17 protein-coding genes and 1 riboswitch are annotated in these 18,338 nt (G+C 74.5%); of the genes, 8 read left to right on the top strand and 9 right to left on the bottom strand.

Features of this window, described 5'->3' with window-relative positions:
* Nucleotides 1-69: 69 nt before the first annotated feature.
* From AC6JBM_RS22605 to AC6JBM_RS22565, 9 genes are all read right to left on the bottom strand, one after another.
* On the bottom strand, nt 70-624 hold the full coding sequence (locus AC6JBM_RS22605; protein WP_497985559.1) for a hemerythrin domain-containing protein: 555 nt from the start codon (nt 622-624) through the stop codon (nt 70-72).
* Between the two features lie 73 nt (nt 625-697).
* Complete coding sequence (locus AC6JBM_RS22600; RefSeq protein ID WP_497985558.1) at nt 698-1,510, bottom strand: hypothetical protein; 813 nt, start codon at nt 1,508-1,510, stop codon at nt 698-700.
* 282 nt (nt 1,511-1,792) lie between these two features.
* A riboswitch (cyclic di-AMP (ydaO/yuaA leader) is annotated at nt 1,793-1,936 on the bottom strand.
* 171 nt (nt 1,937-2,107) lie between these two features.
* On the bottom strand, nt 2,108-3,805 hold the full coding sequence (locus tag AC6JBM_RS22595) for a glycerol-3-phosphate dehydrogenase/oxidase (RefSeq protein ID WP_497985557.1): 1,698 nt from the start codon (nt 3,803-3,805) through the stop codon (nt 2,108-2,110).
* 20 nt (nt 3,806-3,825) lie between these two features.
* The gene (gene glpK, locus AC6JBM_RS22590) at nt 3,826-5,304 is read right to left on the bottom strand and encodes a glycerol kinase GlpK (RefSeq protein WP_497985556.1); all 1,479 of its coding nucleotides are present in this window, start codon (nt 5,302-5,304) and stop codon (nt 3,826-3,828) included.
* Complete coding sequence (locus tag AC6JBM_RS22585) at nt 5,297-6,115, bottom strand: MIP/aquaporin family protein (RefSeq protein WP_497985555.1); 819 nt, start codon at nt 6,113-6,115, stop codon at nt 5,297-5,299. Before AC6JBM_RS22585 ends, glpK begins: the two co-directional genes overlap by 8 nt.
* A gap of 73 nt (nt 6,116-6,188) precedes the next feature.
* The gene (gene pspAB, locus AC6JBM_RS22580; RefSeq protein WP_497985554.1) at nt 6,189-6,758 is read right to left on the bottom strand and encodes a PspA-associated protein PspAB; all 570 of its coding nucleotides are present in this window, start codon (nt 6,756-6,758) and stop codon (nt 6,189-6,191) included.
* The gene (gene htpX / locus AC6JBM_RS22575; RefSeq protein WP_497985553.1) at nt 6,755-7,669 is read right to left on the bottom strand and encodes a zinc metalloprotease HtpX; all 915 of its coding nucleotides are present in this window, start codon (nt 7,667-7,669) and stop codon (nt 6,755-6,757) included. Before htpX ends, pspAB begins: the two co-directional genes overlap by 4 nt.
* A 10-nt stretch (nt 7,670-7,679) precedes the next feature.
* Nucleotides 7,680-7,958 (bottom strand): PspA-associated protein PspAA, encoded by a 279-nt coding sequence (gene pspAA / locus AC6JBM_RS22570; RefSeq protein ID WP_350610607.1) that lies wholly within the window; start codon nt 7,956-7,958, stop codon nt 7,680-7,682.
* The gene (locus AC6JBM_RS22565; RefSeq protein ID WP_497985552.1) at nt 7,955-8,731 is read right to left on the bottom strand and encodes a PspA/IM30 family protein; all 777 of its coding nucleotides are present in this window, start codon (nt 8,729-8,731) and stop codon (nt 7,955-7,957) included. The genes pspAA and AC6JBM_RS22565 overlap by 4 nt, the downstream gene beginning before the upstream one ends.
* A gap of 193 nt (nt 8,732-8,924) precedes the next feature.
* On the opposite strand from AC6JBM_RS22565, the gene AC6JBM_RS22560 reads away from it, so the two are divergent.
* From AC6JBM_RS22560 to hpnH, 8 genes are read left to right on the top strand one after another with little or no spacing between them, the layout of a single operon-like run.
* Nucleotides 8,925-9,719, top strand: a complete 795-nt coding sequence (locus AC6JBM_RS22560; protein ID WP_497985551.1) for a polysaccharide deacetylase family protein — start codon at nt 8,925-8,927, stop codon at nt 9,717-9,719.
* An 18-nt stretch (nt 9,720-9,737) separates the two neighbouring features.
* Nucleotides 9,738-10,604 (top strand): squalene synthase HpnC, encoded by an 867-nt coding sequence (hpnC, locus tag AC6JBM_RS22555; RefSeq protein WP_497985550.1) that lies wholly within the window; start codon nt 9,738-9,740, stop codon nt 10,602-10,604.
* Nucleotides 10,601-11,470 carry a presqualene diphosphate synthase HpnD gene (gene hpnD / locus AC6JBM_RS22550; protein WP_497985549.1) on the top strand — a complete coding sequence of 290 codons (870 nt, stop codon included), beginning with the start codon at nt 10,601-10,603 and terminating at the stop codon, nt 11,468-11,470. Before hpnC ends, hpnD begins: the two co-directional genes overlap by 4 nt.
* Nucleotides 11,470-12,876, top strand: a complete 1,407-nt coding sequence (hpnE, locus tag AC6JBM_RS22545; RefSeq protein ID WP_497985548.1) for a hydroxysqualene dehydroxylase HpnE — start codon at nt 11,470-11,472, stop codon at nt 12,874-12,876. Before hpnD ends, hpnE begins: the two co-directional genes overlap by 1 nt.
* A complete protein-coding gene (locus tag AC6JBM_RS22540) occupies nt 12,873-13,886 on the top strand; it encodes a polyprenyl synthetase family protein (protein ID WP_497985547.1) in 1,014 nt (337 codons plus the stop codon). Before hpnE ends, AC6JBM_RS22540 begins: the two co-directional genes overlap by 4 nt.
* Nucleotides 13,886-15,796 (top strand): squalene--hopene cyclase, encoded by a 1,911-nt coding sequence (shc, locus tag AC6JBM_RS22535; protein WP_497985546.1) that lies wholly within the window; start codon nt 13,886-13,888, stop codon nt 15,794-15,796. The genes AC6JBM_RS22540 and shc overlap by 1 nt, the downstream gene beginning before the upstream one ends.
* Entirely contained in the window at nt 15,793-17,337 is a 1,545-nt protein-coding gene (locus AC6JBM_RS22530) for a 4-hydroxy-3-methylbut-2-enyl diphosphate reductase (protein ID WP_497985545.1), read from the top strand. Before shc ends, AC6JBM_RS22530 begins: the two co-directional genes overlap by 4 nt.
* Complete coding sequence (gene hpnH / locus AC6JBM_RS22525; protein WP_497985544.1) at nt 17,334-18,338, top strand: adenosyl-hopene transferase HpnH; 1,005 nt, start codon at nt 17,334-17,336, stop codon at nt 18,336-18,338. The genes AC6JBM_RS22530 and hpnH overlap by 4 nt, the downstream gene beginning before the upstream one ends.

Genomic DNA, 18,338 nt, shown 5'->3' with positions numbered 1-18,338 from the left:
CCACCGCCCGGCACCTGACACAACCGCCTCCGGGCCCGCACCGGTCGCGCCGGTGCGGGCCTTCGCGGGTCAGGTCCTGCGCAGAGCGTCCCGGATCTTGTCGAAGACGGCGATCGGGGGACCGGCGAGCAGGTTCACCGTCGCCGACTCACCCGCGGCCGGGTGCGGCCGGGTCGGCGCGACCGTCTCGGCGGCCTCGAACACCGAAGCCATCCGTCGCAGCTTGTCCGGCTCGACGGTGCGCCGCAGCTGCTCGAACTCCTCGGTCTCCTCGCTGGCGGCGTGCTCGCTGACGTCGGCCGCGAACGCGCCGAGCCGCTCGTCGAACTCCGGGTGGTCGACGCCCAGGTCGTACAGTTCCGACAGGACCTGCTTGGCCTCGGACTCCTCGCGGAGCCGGGCGTCGACGACCTGATCGCCGCGGTCACCCAGTGCCCGGCGGGCCTCCGGGTGCACGATCTGCTCCTCGGCGCTCTCGTGCACGGCGAGCAGCCGGACCAGGTCGAAGAACAGCGTCCGCTTCTGGTCGCCCTGCGCGCTGGCGACCCGGTTGAACAGGGCCTTGATCTCGAGGTGCTGGTTCATCAGGACGTCGACGACGTCCTGATGCTGAGTCTGGGTCACGCGCCACCTCCTTCGTCTCCGCAGCCGACTACCCGCGGCCCCGGCCGCCTAACAACCCCGGGACGCGGGCGGATCACGGCACGGCGGTGACGATCTGCTCGGCGAGCGACTGCCACTGGGCGTAGGCGTCCGGGAACGCCGACACCTGGACCGTCTGCGCCGCGACGGTGACCGCCATCTGCTGCCAGCCGGAGACGTCCATGAGCGCGTTGTAGAAGCGGCGCGCGGACTCCGCCGGGTTCATCAGCTCCGTGACGGTGCCCCAGTTCGGCCGCTGCTGGAACAGCCCGACGGAGTCGTGGTCGCTGCCCACGCCCTCGTTGGGCAGGTTGAGCGACTCGGGAACGTTGGAGTTGGCGAGGTTGTGCAGGTGGCTCTCCTGCAGCGCGGTGGAGATGGCCACGACGAACGCGCGGCTGGGCAGGCCCATCTGCTGTCCGGTGCGGATGATCGTCACGGCGTTGTTCATCTCGGCCTGGGTCAGCTCGCCGACCGCGGCGATGACCGCCGGCGTCGGCGCGGCGGTCGTCGGCGCGGCGGTGGCCGTGCTCGGCGGCTGTGCCGTGGTGCCCGCCGTCGACGGCTTCGCCGGGGCGCTGGCCGCCGCCGACGGTTGCCGGCTGGGCGTGTCGCCGGTGCGCGCCTCGCCGCGGGATGCGCGGTTCTCGGCGTCGGCCGCCCGGTCGTCGGCGCGCTGGGTCGCCGACTCGTTCTGCGCCACGGCCAGCGCGCTTGGGCCGTGTGAGTTGAACAACAGCAGCGCGCCGATGACGGCGAACGCTACGACGGCGGCCGCCGAGTACAGGGCGATGCCCCGCCGGGCCGGGAGGCGCCGGCCGGACGGTTCCTGCCGCCGGTGCCGCCCGGTGGTCTCATCGGCCGGCACGGGCGCACCTCGGCCGGAGTGAACGGTGCGGATTGTCGGGATGGTTGGGTTTGTTCGAGTGCTGCACGGGAAACCTCGACAGGGTTCGACTCCGGGCCGGGGGTCCGGTGCGGAGCAAGGGAATGCGCAATCGACCGTCCACTCGGGACAGTGGCGGTCGGGGCGTTGTGGTGGGGGCGGGGTCCGGGGCCGGAGGGTCAGCCGATGCGGCGATCCGGGCGCGCCGGCGGGTCCGCTGGGCGATGGGCCGAGGTATGGCTCCGCGAGAGGGCGTGCATGTACTGCTCCTTCCGGTGCCGCCTACCGGGTTAGCTGACGGATTCGGGCGGGAGGATCGCCCTACCGCGCGGCGCGTGGCCACACGGATTCACCCCAGTGATGCTTGGGTCCCCGGCTCGTCCGAGCACGACTCGGCGGGCCGCCGCGCCGTCACCGGAACGGTGACGATCACTCGCGGCGAGCCTCATGACCATAGCGGCTTCTCAAGCGCAGGTGAACCCCTCGATTGGAACTGCCGAGATGCGGCGTGCACCCCGGCCACCTGCGACTTTGCTCAGGAAACGGCGCCAATCGAAGGGAAGTCCATCGATGTGTGCGTCAGGCGGCGTGCACCACCGGCACCACATCGGGGGCCTCGCGGCGGATCCGCTCGGCGGCGCGGTCGTCGGGCTGGGTCTGGGAGGCCCGCTCCGCCTCCACGCGCAGCCGGTAGCTGTCCACCTCGCGATCGACCTGCTCGGCGGTCCAGCCCAGCGCGTCGGCCATCAGCATGGCCACCGGGCGGACCGCCGTCATACCCCGGTCGAACGTCTCGATCGAGATGCGCGTGCGGCGGGTGAGCACGTCTTCGACGTGCCGGGCGCCCTCGGCCAGCACGGCGTAGCGCACCTCCGCCATCAGGTAGTCGTCGGCGCCGGGCACCGGCCGCGCCAGGTGCGGGTCGGCGGCGAGCAGTTCCAGCACCTCGGGGACGAGGCTGCCGTAGCGGCCGAGGAGGTGCTCGATCCGGGCGACGTGCAGGCCGCTGCCGGTCGCGAGCGCGGCGCGCTGGTTCCACAGGGCCGCGAAGCCGTCCGCGCCGACGAGCGGGGTCTGGTCGGTGCACGACGGGGGTACCGCCCTGTCCAGCCCGTGCACCGCGGCGTCCACGGCATCGGCGGCCATCACGCGGTACGTGGTGTACTTGCCGCCCGCGACCGCGACGAGCCCGGGCACCGGCGTGACGACGAGGTGCTCGCGGGACAGCTTGGAGGTGGGCTCCGACTCCCCGGCCAGCAGCGGGCGCAGGCCGGCGTAGACGCCCTCGACGTCGTCGTGGCGCAGCGGCGTGGCGAGGACCTGGTTGATCTCGCCCAGCAGGTAGTCGATGTCCGTGCGGGTCGCGGCCGGATGCGCCTTGTCCAGGGTCCAGTCGGTGTCGGTGGTGCCGACGATCCAGTGCCGGCCCCACGGGATGACGAACAGCACGCTCGTCGCGGTGCGCAGGATCATGCCGGTGGAGGAGCGGATCCGGTCGCGGGGCACGACCAGGTGGATGCCCTTGGAGGCGCGGACGTGGAACTGGCCGCGCTCGCCGATCATCGCCTGGGTGTCGTCGGTCCAGGCCCCGGTCGCGTTGACGACCTGCCGCGCGCGCACCTCGAACTCGCGGTCGTGCTCCAGGTCGCGCACCCGCACGCCGGTGATCCGGCCGCCCTCGCGCAGGAAGCCGATGACCTGCGCGCGGGACAGCACGTGCGCGCCGTAGGCGGCGGCGGTGCGGGCCACGAACAGGGTGTGCCGGGCGTCGTCGACCTGCGCGTCCCAGTACTGCACGGCGCCGACGAAGCTCTCCGGGCGCAGCGCCGGGCAGACCCGCAGCGCGGCGCGGCGGCTCAGCTGGCGGTGGCGGGGCAGGGCGCCCCGGTCGCGCCCGGCCATGGTGTCGTACAGCGTGACGCCCGCGCCGACGTAGCCCCGCTCCCACACGTGGTGGGTGAGCGGGTAGAGGAACGGGACCGGCCGGACCAGGTGCGGGGCCAGGCGGCGCAGCAGCAGGCCGCGTTCGCGCAGAGCCTCGCGCACCAGCCGGAAGTCGAGCATCTCCAGGTAGCGCAGGCCGCCGTGGATGAGCTTGCTCGACCGGCTCGAGGTGCCGCTGGCGAAGTCGCGCATCTCCAGCAGCCCGGTGGTCAGGCCGCGGGTGACGGCGTCGAGGGCGCAGCCGGCCCCGACCACGCCGCCGCCGATGACGACGACGTCGAGCTCGGTGCCGGTCAGGGCCGCGACGGCCTCGTCCCGGGCGGTCGGTGACATGGTGCCGGTGTCGTACACGCTCAGGCCCCGATCTCGATCCAGTCCATGGTCCGCCGTACGGCGTCGTGCCAGTGCCGGTACCCCTCGGCCCGCTGCTGCGGCGACCAGGTGGGCTCCCAGCGGTGCGATTCCTGCCAGTGGGCCCGCAGCTCCTGCGTGTCGCTCCAGAAGCCGGACGCGAGCCCGGCGGCGTAGGCGGCGCCCAGCGCGGTGGTCTCGGCGACCACGGGCCGGCTCACCGGCACGCCGAGGATGTCGGCCTGCAGCTGCATGCACAGGTCGTTGGCGGTGACGCCGCCGTCGACCTTGAGCACGTCGAGCGTCACCCCGGAGTCCTGCTGCATCGCCTCGACGACGTCGCGGGACTGGTAGCAGATCGCCTCCAGGGTGGCGCGCGCGAGATGGGCGTCGGTGTCGTACTGCGACAGCCCGACGATCGCGCCGCGCGCGTCGGCCCGCCAGTAGGGCGCGAAGAGGCCGGAGAAGGCGGGCACGAAGTACATGCCGCCGTTGTCGGCCACCCGGGCCGCGAGGGTCTCGCTCTCGGCCGCGGTGCCGATGATGTGCAGCCGGTCGCGCAGCCACTGCACGGCCGCGCCGGTGACGGCGATCGAGCCCTCGAGCGCGTAGACCGGCGGCTCGGAGCCGAACTGGTAGGCGACCGTGGTGAGCAGCCCGTGCCGCGAGCGCACCGGTTCGGTGCCGGTGTTGAGCAGCAGGAAGTTGCCGGTGCCGTACGTGTTCTTGGCCTCGCCGGGCGCGAAGCAGACCTGCCCGACGACGGCCGCGTGCTGGTCGCCGAGCGCCGCGGTGAGCGGGATCCCGTCCGCCGTGCGCCCGAAGACGGCCGGGTCGCACGACGGGTGGATGCGCGGCAGCATCGCGCGCGGCACCCCGAAGCAGGCCAGCAGCTCGTCGTCCCAGTCCAGCGTCTCCAGGTCCATCAGCATGGTGCGGCTGGCGTTGGTCACGTCGGTCGCGTGGACCCGGCCGCCGGTGAGGTTCCACAGCAGCCAGGTGTCCATGGTGCCGAAGAGCGCGTCGCCGCGTTCGGCCGCCGCCCGGGCGCCGTCGACGTGCTCGAGGATCCACTGCAGCTTGCCGCCGGAGAAGTACGTGGCCGGGCGCAGGCCACTCTTGCGCCGGACGAGCTCGCCGCGCCCGTCGCGGTCGAGGGCCTCGGCGATGCTGTCCGTGCGGGTGTCCTGCCAGACGATCGCGTTGCCCAGCGGCGTGCCGGTGCGCCGGTCCCACACCACCGTGGTCTCGCGCTGGTTGGTGAGGCCGAGAGCGCGGATGCGGTACCCCTGGAAGGCCTTGCCCGCGACGAGGAGCGCGTTGCGCCGGATCTCGTCCGGGTCGTGCTCCACCCAGCCGGCCCGCGGCAGGATCTGGCGGTGCTCGACCTGGTGCTGGGCCACGACCGCGCCGTCGTGGTCGAACACCATCGCCCGGGTGCTCGTGGTGCCCTGGTCGATCGCCCCGATGTAGTCAGCCACTGCCGATGTCCACCCTTCCCGGCTCGCGCCGCCGGACCGGCAGGTAGCGCCCGACGGCGAGCCGGTACGCCCAGGCACCGAGGATCCCGCCGACGATCGGGGCGACGATCGGCACCCAGAAGTACGGGTAGCCGCTCTGGTCCACGAACGCGCCGCCGTAGCCGGTGAGGAACGACGCGACCCGCGGCCCGAAGTCGCGCGCCGGGTTGATGGCGTATCCGGCGGCGGAGCCCAAGGCCATGCCGATCACCACGACGATGAGCCCCACGAGCAGCGGCGCCAGGTTGGCCCGCGGCGCGTTGTTGCGGGCGTCGGTCACGGCCATGATGAGAAACAGCAGGATCGCCGTGCCGATGATCTGGTCGAGGAACGCGTTGCGCACGTCGACCGGCAGGGTGCCGTTGCCCGGCAGGGTCGAGAACACGATCTGCGTCTTGATGGTGTGCCGCGGGTCGGCGGCGTGCAGGATCGACGCGTAGTTCCAGCGCACCAACAGGGCACCGGCGAACGCACCGAGGGTCTGGGCCGCGGAGTAGGGCAGCACCTTGCGCCACTCGAAGCCGCCGAACACCGCGTACGCCACGCTCACGGCCGGGTTGAGGTGCCCGCCGCTGAGCCGCCCGGCGACGTACACCCCGAACGTCACGCCGAGGCCCCATGACCACGCGATGCTGTCGTGTCCGCCCAGCCCGCCGGCGATGACCTGCGCGACGGCGCCGCATCCGAAGAGGATGAGCACCATCGTCCCGGCGAACTCCGCCGCCAGCTCCCCGGCCAGCCCGCTCTCGCGCAACCAGCGCACCGCAGCCATGCGCCGCGGACTACCCCGCCGCACCGGGCCTACACCACGCCGGCACCGGTGTGCCGAACCCCGCACCGGGGGCCTACAGCGCCGGAGTCGTCCAGATCGGGAACCAGCGGCTCAGATCCGACTCGACCGGGAGCTCGCCGCCGAGCTGCGCGCGGACCTGGAGCTCCAGGGCGTTGTCGCGGGTCTGTGCCCCCGAGGGTGCGAACGGGTAGAAGGTGCCGCGCTTGAACAGGTAGACGAGGCCGAGCCGGCGGCCGCCGGCGCCGGTGAAGCCAATGACGGTGCACAGCAGGCTGGGGCCGTAGCCGGCGTCGGCGAGGGTGCTGTTCACCGCGTGCAGGTCGGTGACCAGGCTGGCCAGGTCGTCGGGGTCGCGCCGGCCGGCGATCCAGGTGTAGCCGTACTCGTCCCGGCTGGTGGCCACGCGCGCGGCCTGGTCGGCGGTGAGCAGCGACAGGGCCTCGGACTCGGCCCGGGCGGCGGCCGGGCCCTCGGCCGTCTTGAAGCAGACGGCGCCCACGCCGGTCGGCTCGAGGTCGAGGGCCGCCTGCAGGGTGGTGGCCGCGGCCGGCACCGCGAACAGGGCGTCGAGGTCGGGCTGGACCGGTCTGGTGCGCCCCAGCAGCGCGTCGAGGAATCTCATGCCTCCGGTGCCGCCCTCTCGAGTTCGGTCGAGATCTCGGCCAGCTGGTCCAGGCGCCGCTGCAGGGTCGGATGCGTGGAGAGCAGGGTCGCCAGGCTCGGCCGGGCCCCGACCGCGGGGGTGAAGAAGAACGCGTTGAACGCCTGCGCGGTGCGCAGGTCGCGGGTCGGGATGCGGGCCATCTCGCCGGTCACCTTCGTCAGCGCGGAGGCGAGCACCGAGGGCCGGCCGGTCAGCGTCGCGCCGGCGCGGTCCGCGGCCAGCTCCCGATAGCGCGACAGGGCACGGATCAGCAGGAAGCTCAGCGTGTACACCACCGCGGAGACGGCCATGACCAGCACGAGCAGCAGGTACGTCTGGTTGTCTCCGCGCCGGCGGCCGCCGAAGAGCTGCGAGTAGAACATGAAGCGGGTGACCATGCCGGCCACGACGCCGAGGAACGCGGCGAGCGTCATGACCGCCACGTCGCGGTGGGCGATGTGGGACAGCTCGTGGGCCAGCACCCCCTCCAGCTCGTCGGTGTCGAGCCGGCGCATCAGGCCGGTGGTCACGCACACCACCGCGCGGTCGGTGTTGCGGCCGGTGGCGAACGCGTTGGGCAGGTCGGTGTCGGCGACGGCGACGCGCGGCTTGGGCATGTCGGCCGCGGCGCACAGCCGGTCGATGACGCCGTGCAGGCGCGGCTGCTGCTGCGGGTCGACGATCCGGGCGCCCATGCCGGCCAGGGCGATGCGGTCGGAGCACCAGTACTGCACGGCCATCACACCGCCCGCGATGACCACGATCGCCACCCACGAGCGCAGCAGGGTCACGAGGACGGCGATGAAGGCCACGTACACCAGCCCGAGCAGGAACACGGTCAGCACCATGCGCGCGGTCAGGCGGCGGTCGGGGCGGAATCGGGTACGCATCGGGTGCTCCTCAGCCCGGGATGAGGCCCTCGTCGCCCAGCAGCGCGGCCACGTCGGCCAGGTCACTGTCGGGTGCGGGCAGGACCAGCCCCGAGGCGGTCAGCTCGTCGTCGGGCACGCCGGTGCCGCGCGCCCGGACGGCGGCGAGCAGGTCGCCCAGCCGATCGTGGAACGCGGCCCGGTCGCCGGTGTCGACGGCCGTCTGCACCGCGGCGTCGAGCTCGTTGAGCTCGACCAGCGCGGACTCCGGCACGCGGTACTGGCCCTCGCCGAGAATTCTGATGATCATCGCCGGGCCTCCTCGTCCGACGGCCCCGCCTCAACCGCGCGGGGCTGCGGTCCGCCGCCGACGGCCGGCACCGACCGGCCCGCCTTGAGCGCGGCGAGCTCGCGGTCGACGCCCTGGTCCCCGCGCGCCGCGTCGAGGGCGGCCTGCAGGTCGTCGCGGCCGGCGGTCGTCGCGGTGGCGTCCTGCAGCGCGCCGGAGGTGAGCAGCTCGTCGATCGCGCCGGCGCGGGCCTGCATCTGCGCCGTACGGTCCTCGGCGCGCTGCACCGCCATGCCGACGTCGCCCATCTCCTCGGAGATGCCCGAGACGGCCTCGCCGACGCGGCTCTGCGCCTCGGCCGCGGTGTAGGTGGCCTTGATGGTCTCCTTGCGCGTGCGGAACGCCTCCACCCGCGCCTGCAGCCGGGTGGCGGCCGTGGTGAGCTTGGCCTCCTCGCCGGTGAGCGTGTCGCGCTGGGCGCTGATCTCACCCATCTGGGTGGCGACGGCGGCCCGGCGCGTGAGGGCCTCGCGGGCGAGGTCGTCGCGGCCCATGTCGACCGCCTCGGCGGCCTGACCCTGCAGCCGGTCGGCGGCCTGCTGCAGCTGGGCCAGCTGCAGGTCGAGGCGTTTGCGGCTGGTGGCGACGTCGGCCACGCCGCGGCGCACCTTCGTCAGCATCTCCAGCTGGCGTTCGTAGGAGTAGTCGAGCACCTCGCGCGGGTCCTCGGCCCGGTCGAGGGCCTTGTTGGCCTTGATCCGGAACAGATCGGCCAGGCGGCGGGAAATACTCACGGCACCCGTCCTTTCCTCTCGATGCCGTTCGGCCCGGTCGCACGCCGCGCTCCGCGGGCGGGACGCCGGTGCGACCCCATGTGCGACCCCATCTCCAATCTTGCTTCGCCGCCGGCGCCGACCGGCCCCGGTTTCGGTGCCACCGCCGCGGGTAGCGGCCGTCCCGATCGGTCCCGGCCAGGTGGAGGAGTGCATGAGCAGACGGCTCCTGGCGGTGAGCGTGTCCGCCGCCGCCGTTGTGCTGCATGCGGGCCCCGCGGTGACGGCGCTGCCGCCGGTCCGCCGGCACCTGCCGGCGCTGAGCGGCGCCGGTCGGCCCGGCACCGTCGCGCTCACCCTGGACGACGGCCCGGACCCGCGTTCCACCCCGCACTTCCTCCGGTCGCTGGCCCGGCTGGGCATCCCCGCCACCTTCTTCGTGCTCGGCTCCATGGCCGCGAGGGCGCCCGGCCTGCTGCGCCGCATCCACGAGGAGGGGCACGAGATCGGCGTGCACGGCTGGACCCACCGCAGTCACCTCCGGATGAGCCCGGGCCGCGTGCACGGCGAGCTCGCCCGCACGGCCGAGCTGATTCTCGGGGCCTGCGGAGCCCCGCCCCGGTGGTTCCGCCCGCCGTACGGCGTGCTGTCCGCCGGAAGCATCGTCGCGGCCGCCCGGCTCGGCCTGCGCCCGGTGCTCTGGAGCGCCTGGGGCCGCGACTGGGAGGCGGGCGCCACCACCGCCACCGTGCTGGCCCACCTGCGCGCCGGCGGCATCAGGGGCGGCGCCACCCTGCTGCTGCACGACAGCGACTGCGTGGCGGTGCCCGGCTCCTGGGGCTCGGCCCTCGGCGCGCTGACGTCGATCGCCGGCGACGGCGAGCGGCAGGGGCTGCGATTCGCCCGCATGAGCGAGCACCTCCGGTGGGGTGAGCGACGGCCGGGCGTGCCGGATGCCGGACCGCCACCAGGAACTGCCGCGAAGGTTACGAGCGCGGATCGCGGGTAGCGCGCCGCCATGCGCGGCATGACGACCCAGACGGCGCTGCCTGACGGGCCCTTGGCACCGCAGCAGCGGGCCGGCGGCGAGAACTTCCCGGTGGCGCTTCGCATCCTTCCCAGGGCGACACGCGAGCACCTGCTGGCCCTGTACCGCTACGCGCGGTTCGTCGACGACCTGGGCGACGAGCCGGTGCCGGGCCTGAGCGCCCGGGCCCGCATGGCGGCGCTGGACGCGTTGGAGGCCGAGGTCCACGAGCTCTACGACGGGCGCCCGGTCCGGCACCCGGTGCTGCGCGGGCTCGCCCCGACGGTGTCCGCGTGCCGGCTGCCCGCCGGGCCGCTGCTGCGCCTGATCGAGGCCAACCGGGTCGACCAGACGGTGACCCGCTACGAGACCGTCGGGCAGCTCGTCGAGTACTGCTCGCTGTCCGCCGACCCGGTCGGCGAGCTCGTCCTGCACGTGTTCGGGCGGCCCGAGCCGGCGCTGATCGCGCTGTCGAACCGCGTCTGCACCGCGCTGCAGGTCATCGAGCACCTCCAGGACATCGCCGAGGATCACCGGCGCGGGCGGGTGTACCTGCCCGCGGCCGACCTCGACCGGTTCGGCGTGACGGAGGCCGACCTGGCCGCGGCCACGGCGAGCGGAGCGCTGCGGGCGCTCGTGCGGTTCGAGGCGGGCCGCGCCCGGGCATGGCTCGACGCCGGGACGCCGCTGGTCGAGGGGCTGCACGGCTGGGCACGGGTGGCGGTCGCCGGATACCTCGCCGGCGGCCTCGCCACGCTGCGGGCACTGCGGCGCAGCGGCTACGACCCGCTGCCCGGCCCGCCCCGGCCCCGCCGGCGCGACATCGCGAGATCCTGGCTGGGCGTGATGATCAGGAGCGCCGGGTGAGCGCGACCGGTCCCCTCGCGGCGGCCTACCGGCACTGCGAGGAGATCACGCGCCGGGAGGCGCGCAACTTCTCCTACGGCATCCGGCTGCTCCCGAGGGACCGGCGGCGCGCGCTGTCCGCGGTGTACGCCACCGCCCGCCGCATCGACGACATCGGCGACGGAGCCCTGCCGCCGGACGAGCGGCTGGGCCGGCTCGACGAGGTCCGCGACGCGCTGCACCGGCTGCCGGAGACGGCCGGGCACGACCCGGTGCTGCTGGCCCTGCACGACGCCGCCCGGCGGCTGCCCATCCCGCTGCCGGCCTTCGACGAGCTCATCGACGGCTGCGCGGCCGACGTGCGCGGCACCACCTACGCGACGATGGACGACCTGCTGTGGTACTGCCGCTGCGTGGCCGGCTCCGTCGGGCGCCTGTCGCTGGGCGTCTTCGGCACCGGCGCACCGCCGCGGGCCGCCGCGCTCGCCGACGCGCTGGGCATCGCGCTGCAGCTGACCAACATCCTGCGCGACCTGCGCGAGGATCGGCTGGCCGGCCGGGTGTACCTGCCCAAGGACGACCTGGACCGCTTCGGCTGCAACCTGGAGCCCGACGGCGACGGCTTCGCCGACCCGCCCGAGCGCTTCGCCGCGCTCGTGCGCTTCGAGGCCGAGCGGGCCGAGCGGTGGTACGAGACCGGCCTGCGGCTGCTGCCGATGCTGGACGCCCGCAGCGCCGCCTGCACCGCCGCGATGGCCGGCATCTACCGCCGGCTGCTGGCCCGCATCGCCGAGGACCCGCTGGCCGTCACCCGCACCCGGCTGTCCCTTTCTCCCGGCGCGAAGGCCATGGTCGCGGCCCGTGCCCTCGCGCTGCGGTCGGCCTGATGGCGACGCCATCGAACACACCATCAGCCCCGGTCGCCGGCCGTGACGTGTGCGTCGTCGGCGGCGGGCTCGCGGGCATCACCGCCGCGACGGTGCTCGCCGACGCCGGTGCCCGGGTGACGCTGGTCGAGCGGCGTACCGAGCTCGGCGGGGCGACGTACTCCATCGACCACGACGGTCTCGCCGTGGACACCGGGCAGCACGTGTTCCTGCGCTGCTACGAGCGATACCGGGCCCTCCTGGACCGCCTCGGCAGCGCGCACCTGGCCCGGATACAGCCGCGCTTCCGGGTTCCGGTCCTCTCGCACGGGCGGGCCCCGCACGTGCTGGCCCGCACGCCGGGACTGCCCGCCCCGGCCCACCTGCTGCCGGCCCTGGCCCGCTACCGCCTGCTCGACGCCCGCGAGCGCCTGCGCGCGATCGGCGCGGCCGGCGCGCTGCGCACGGTGGACCCGGACGACGCGGCCAACGACCAGCGGTCCTTCGGCCAATGGCTGGCCGAGCACGACCAGGGTTCCCGGGCGGTGCGCCGGCTGTGGGACCTGATCACCATCGCCGCGCTCAACACGCCCGCGCGGCACGCGTCACTCGCGCTGGCCGCCCGGGTGTTCCGGACCGGGCTGCTGGAGCGCGCCGGCGCCGGCGACATCGGGCGTCCGCTCGTGCCGCTGGCCGACCTGCACGGCCGTCCCGCGCACCGGCTGCTGACCGGGCTCGGCGTGCGGGTCGCCACCGGCAGCCGGGCCGAGCGGATCCGGCCGGACAGCACCGGGTTCCGGGTCGTGACCGGCGGCACCGGTGGCCGCACGGCCCAGGACGAGATCCTCGCCGACGCGGTCGTGCTGGCCGTTCCGCCGCAGGCCGCCGCGCGGCTGGTGCCGCCCGCGGCGGGCGCCGCCCGGGACGACTGGCACCGGCTGGGCAGCTCCCCGATCGTGAACGTCCACCTGCGCTACGACTCGGCCGTGACCCGCCTGCCGTTCGCCGCGGCCGTCGAGTCCCCGGCCCAATGGATCTTCGACCGTACGCCGGCGTCGATGCCCGGCGAGCAGTACCTGGTGGTGTCGATCTCCGCCGCGGACGACACCATCGCGGCCCCGGCCGCGCGCCTGACCGCCGTCTGCGCCGACGCCGTAGCCGGGCTCCTGCCCGCGGCGCGCTCGGCGCGGCTGCTGGACGCGTTCGTCACCCGCGAGCCGCGGGCGACGTTCCGGCAGGCTCCCGGGACCCGTGCGCTGCGGCCCGGCGCGGCGACCCGCGTGCCCGGCCTCGTCCTGGCCGGAGCGTGGACCGACACCGGGTGGCCGGACACGATGGAGGGCGCGGTCCGAAGCGGTCACCGCGCCGCCGACGTCGTGCTCGCCCACCTGGCTTCTGCCGACCGAACCCTGGAGGGCACACGTTGACCATCGCACCCGTCGGCTTCCTCGACCAGGTTCCCGCCCTGGTCGAGCCGCGGATCAGGGAGCTCCTGGGCCGCCTCGATCCCCGCAACCAGCGGGTCACCGCCTACCACATGGGCTACTGCGAGGCCGACGGCTCGCCGTCCGCCGCGGGCGGCAAGGGCATCCGCCCCGCCCTGGCCCTGCTGTCGGCCCGCGCCGCGGGTCATCCGCCCGAGCGGGGCGTCGCCGCCGCGGCGGCCGTCGAGCTCGCGCACAACTTCTCGCTGCTGCACGACGACGTCATGGACCAGGACACGGTACGCCGGCACCGCCCGACGGCCTGGGCGGTCTTCGGCGTCCCGGCCGCGATCCTCGCCGGCGACGCCCTCATGCTGCTCGCGCGCGACGAGCTCAGCGGCGACACCCGGCCGGGCACCGTGCGGGCGGCCCGGCGGCTGGATTCCGACGTCCACCGGCTCATCGCCGGCCAGGTCGCCGACCTGGAGTTCGAAGGGCGCGACGACGTCACCCTCGCGGAGTGCCTCGCGATGAGCGCGGACAAGACCGCGGCGCTGATGTCCTGCGCCTGCGCGCTGGGGGCTCTGCTGTGCGACGCCCCCACGGCCGTGACCGAGGCCCTGACGCGCCTCGGCACGCACCTGGGCATGAGCTTCCAGCTCGTCGACGACGAGCTCGGCGTCTGGGGCGAGCCGGCGCGCACCGGCAAGCCGGTCGGGTCCGATCTGCGCTCCCGCAAGAAGTCGGTGCCGGTCGTGCACGCGCTCACGTCCGGCACCGCCGCGGGCGAGGCGCTGCGGGAGCTGTACGCGTCGACCGGCGACCTGCACGACGCCGACCTGCGCACCGCCACCGGGCTGCTGGAGGAGGCCGGATCGCGGGACTGGGTGCGGCAGGAGGCCGACCGCCACCTGCGCCACGCGCTCGCCGAGCTCGACGCGCTCGGCCTGCCCGCGGACGTGCACGACGACCTCGCGGACCTCGCCCGCCTCGTGACGGGACGCAACCACTGATGGCCGGGGTACCGACGCGGGCACCCGCGCGCGACGAGCTCACCGACCGGCTCCGCGACGGCCTGGAGCGGGCGACCGATCACCTGCGCGCCCGGCAGGACGCCGCCGGCTGGTGGAAGGGCGAGCTCGAGACCAACGTGACGATCGAGGCCGAGGACCTGATGCTGCGCCGGTTCCTCGGAATCCGCGACGAGCGCCTGACCGCGCAGACGGCCCGCTGGATCCGCTCCCGGCAGCTCGGCGACGGGGCCTGGGCGACGTACCACGGCGGCCCGGGCGACCTGTCCACCACCATCGAGGCGTACACGGCGCTGCGCCTGGCCGGCGACGCGCCCGAGGCACCGCACATGACGGCGGCCGCCGCGTTCGTCCGCGACCGGGGCGGCATCGAGCGCAGCCGGGTGTTCACCCGCATCTGGCTGGCGCTGTTCGGCGAGTGGCCCTGGCGGCGGGTGCCCGCCGTCCCGCCCGAGCTCGTCCTGCTGCCGGCGTGGATGCCCTTCAACGTGTACGACTTCGCGTGCTGGGCCCGCCAGACCATCGTGCCGCTGTCGATCGTGCGGGCGCTGCGGCCCGTGCGCTCGCTGGGCTTCTCGCTGCCGGAGCTGCGCACGGGGCTGCACCCGCCGCCACCGCCGCCGCTGACGCGCCGATCCGGCTGGCTGCACCGCCTCGACCTCGCCGCCCGCGGCTACGAGCGCGTCGCCGCCGGGCCGCTGCGCCGCCACGCGCTGCGCCGCGCCGCGGAGTGGATCATCGCCCGGCAGGAGGCGGACGGCTCGTGGGGCGGCATCCAGCCGCCGTGGGTGTACTCGCTCATCGCCCTGCACGCGCTCGGCTACCCCGTGACGCATCCGGTGCTGCGAGCGGGCCTGGTGGGGCTGGAGCGGTACACCGTGCGCGAGGAGACGCCCGGCGGGACCGTGCGCCGCCTGGAGGCGTGCCAGTCGCCGGTGTGGGACACCGCGCTCGCGGTCACGGCCCTGGCCGACGCCGGGCTGCCGGCCGACGATCCCGCGATGGTGCGGGCCGGGAACTGGCTCGCCGCGGAGGAGATCACCGCGCGGGGCGACTGGGCCGTCCGCCGCGCACACGTCCCGCCGAGCGGGTGGGCGTTCGAGTTCGACAACGACGGATACCCCGACACCGACGACACCGCCGAGGTGATCCTCGCGCTGCGGCGGACCCCGCTGCGGGGCCACGCCGTGCTGCACCGGGCGACCCGCTGGCTGGTCGGCATGCAGTCGCGCGACGGCGGCTGGGGCGCCTTCGATGCCGACAACGACCGCACGCTCGTGGCCGACCTGCCGTTCTGCGACTTCGGCGAGGTCATCGACCCGCCCAGCGCCGACGTCACCGCGCACATCGTCGAGGCGCTGTGCGCCCAGGGCCTGACGGACTCGCCCGCCACCCGCCGGGGCGTGCGGTGGCTGCTGCGGGCGCAGGAGACGGACGGCTCCTGGTTCGGCCGGTGGGGCGCCAACCACGTGTACGGCGTCGGCTGCGTCGTGCCCGCCCTGACCGCCGCCGGCGTCGCGCCCGGGCACTCCTCGATCCGCCGCGCCGTGCGGTGGCTGCGGGAGCATCAGAACGACGACGGCGGCTGGGGCGAGGACATGCGCTCCTACCGCGACGAGGCCATGCGCGGACACGGGGCCTCCACCGCCTCGCAGACGGCCTGGGCACTGCTGGCGCTGCACGCCACCGGCGAGCACCACACGCCCGCGGCGCGCCGGGCACTGGCCTGGCTGCTCGACACCCAGCGCCCCGACGGCACCTGGGACGAGCCGCACTACACCGGCACCGGCTTCCCGGGCGACTTCTACATCAACTACCACCTGTACCGGCTGGTGTTCCCGGTCAGCGCCCTGGGCCGCATCCTGCGCGACAGCGCCGAGGAGGAGCGATGAGCACACCGGCCCGGACCCGCGCGGACGTCGACTGGCTGCTGTGCGCGCCGATGCGCACGGAGGCGGCGGCGCTGCGCCGGGGCCGGCCCGGTCCGCTCGGCACCGTCCTGCACACCGGGGCAGGGCGCCGCCGCTCCGTTCGGGCCGCCGGCTCGTCCGCCGTGACCGGTGCCGCAGCGCTCGCCGTGGCCGGCGTCGGCGGCGGGCTGGACGCCGCGCTCGAGCCCGGCGACGTCGTGGTGGCCACCGAGGTCCGCGCCGCCGTCCGGGCCGGAGCCGCGGCGCCGCCCGTGACCGTGCTCCCCGCGGCCGTCCTGCTCGAGGGGGCGCTGCGCCGCCAGGGACTCACCGTGCGCGCGGGCCCGGTGCTCAGCACCGACCGGCTCGCCCTGGGCGCGGCGCGCAACCGCCTCGCCGGCACCGGCGCGCTGACGGTGGACCTGGAGTCGGCGTGGCTGCTCGCCGCGGCCGAGGACCGGCCCGCCGCCTGCGTGCGGGTCGTCGCCGACACCGATGCGGTGCTCCGGCCGGGCACCGTGGGGCGGCTGCGCACGGCGCTGGCGGCCCTGCCGGCCGTCGCCGCCGGGCTGCGGGAATGGGCGGCGGCCACCACGGTCCGCCGGGTCGTGCTCGCCGCGCCCCGCTCGTTCTGCGCCGGCGTGGAGCGCGCCATCCTCGTCGTGGAGCGCGCCCTGGAGCAGTACGGGCCGCCGGTGTACGTCCGCAAGCAGATCGTGCACAACACGCACGTGGTCGCCGACCTGTCCCGGCGGGGCGCGATCTTCGTCGACGAGGTCGACGAGGTGCCGGAGGGCGCGATAACGGTGTTCTCCGCGCACGGCGTCTCGCCCGCGGTCCGCTCCGCGGCCGCCGACCGGCACCTGCCGACGATCGACGCCACCTGCCCGCTCGTGACGAAGGTCCACAGCGAGGCCCGGCGCTTCGCCGAGCACGGCGACACCGTGCTGCTCATCGGCCACGCCGGGCACGAGGAGACCGACGGCGTGCTCGGCGAGGCGCCCGAGCGGGTCCACCTCGTCCAGGACGTCGCCGACGCCGAGCGGGTGCGCGTCGACGACCCGGGTCGGGTGTCCTACCTGGTCCAGACGACCCTCGCCGTCGACGACGTCGCCGACATCCTCGCGGTCCTGCGGGCGCGCTTCCCCGACCTGGCCGCGCCGCCGTCCGACGACATCTGCTACGCCACGACGAACCGGCAGCGCGCGGTGGCCGAGATCGCGGACGCCTGCGACGCGGTGCTCGTCGTCGGCTCCGTCAACTCCTCGAACTCCAAGCGCCTCGTCGAGGTCGCCGAGCGCACGGGGACGCCCGCGTACCTCATCGACGGCGCGGGCGGCATCGACCTGCGGTGGCTGGCCGGCGTGCGCAGCGTCGGCGTGTCCGCCGGTGCCTCGGCGCCGCCCGCCGTCGTCGACGAGGTGATCGCCGCGCTGTCGGGGCTCGGCGCCCGGACGGTGCGCGAACACACCGCCGTGCTCGAAGACGTCCGTTTCATGCTGCCCAAGGAGGTACGGCAATGAGCATCCCGCTGCGGCAACGGCTGCGCATCGGCCGGTATCTGCTGTCCCAGAAGCTGCACCACCGCGAGAAGTTTCCCCTGCTGGTCGAGTTGGAGCCGCTGTTCGCCTGCAACCTCAAGTGCGCCGGGTGCGGCAAGATCGAGCATCCGGCCGACGTGTTGCGCCAGCGCATGCCGGTCGAGCAGGCGCTGGCCGCGATCGACGAGTGCGGCGCGCCGATGGTCTCCATCGCCGGCGGCGAGCCGCTCATGCACCCGCAGATCGACGTCATCACCGCCGAGCTCCTGCGGCGCAAGAAGTACGTGTTCCTGTGCACCAACGCCCTGCTGCTGCCGAAGAAGCTCGACAAGTTCCGGCCGTCGCCGTACTTCGCGTTCACCGTCCACATCGACGGCCTCCGCGAGCGCCACGACGCCTCGGTGTGCAAGGAGGGCGTCTTCGACGAGGCCGTGGCGGCCGTGCGGGAGGCGCAGCGGCGCGGGTTCCGGGTCACGACCAACACCACGTTCTTCAACACCGACACCCCGCAGACCGTCATCGAGGTCCTCGACCACCTCAACGACGAGCTGGGGATCGACGAGATGATGATCTCCCCGGCGTACGCCTACGAGAAGGCCCCGGACCAGGAGCACTTCCTCGGCGTGGAGCAGACCCGTGAGCTGTTCGCCAAGGCGTTCGCCGACGGCCGGCGCCGGCGCTGGCGGCTGAGCCACTCGCCGCTGTTCCTCGACTTCCTCGAGGGCCGCATCGATTTCCCGTGCACCGCCTGGGCCGTGCCGTCGTACTCGCTGTTCGGCTGGCAGCGGCCCTGCTACCTGATGGCCGACGGGTACGTGCCCACCTACCGCGAACTGGTGGAGACCACCGACTGGGAGCAGTACGGGCGCGGCCGCGACCCGCGCTGCGCCAACTGCATGGCCCACTGCGGCTACGAGCCCACGGCCGTGCTGGCGACGATGGCGTCGCTGCGGCAGTCGCTGCGAGCGCTGCGCTCCGGGTAG

The organism is Dactylosporangium thailandense, from assembly GCF_059739745.1.
The sequence above is the reverse complement of the archived record's forward strand: the minus strand, read 5'-3'. Positions and strand labels throughout refer to the sequence as shown.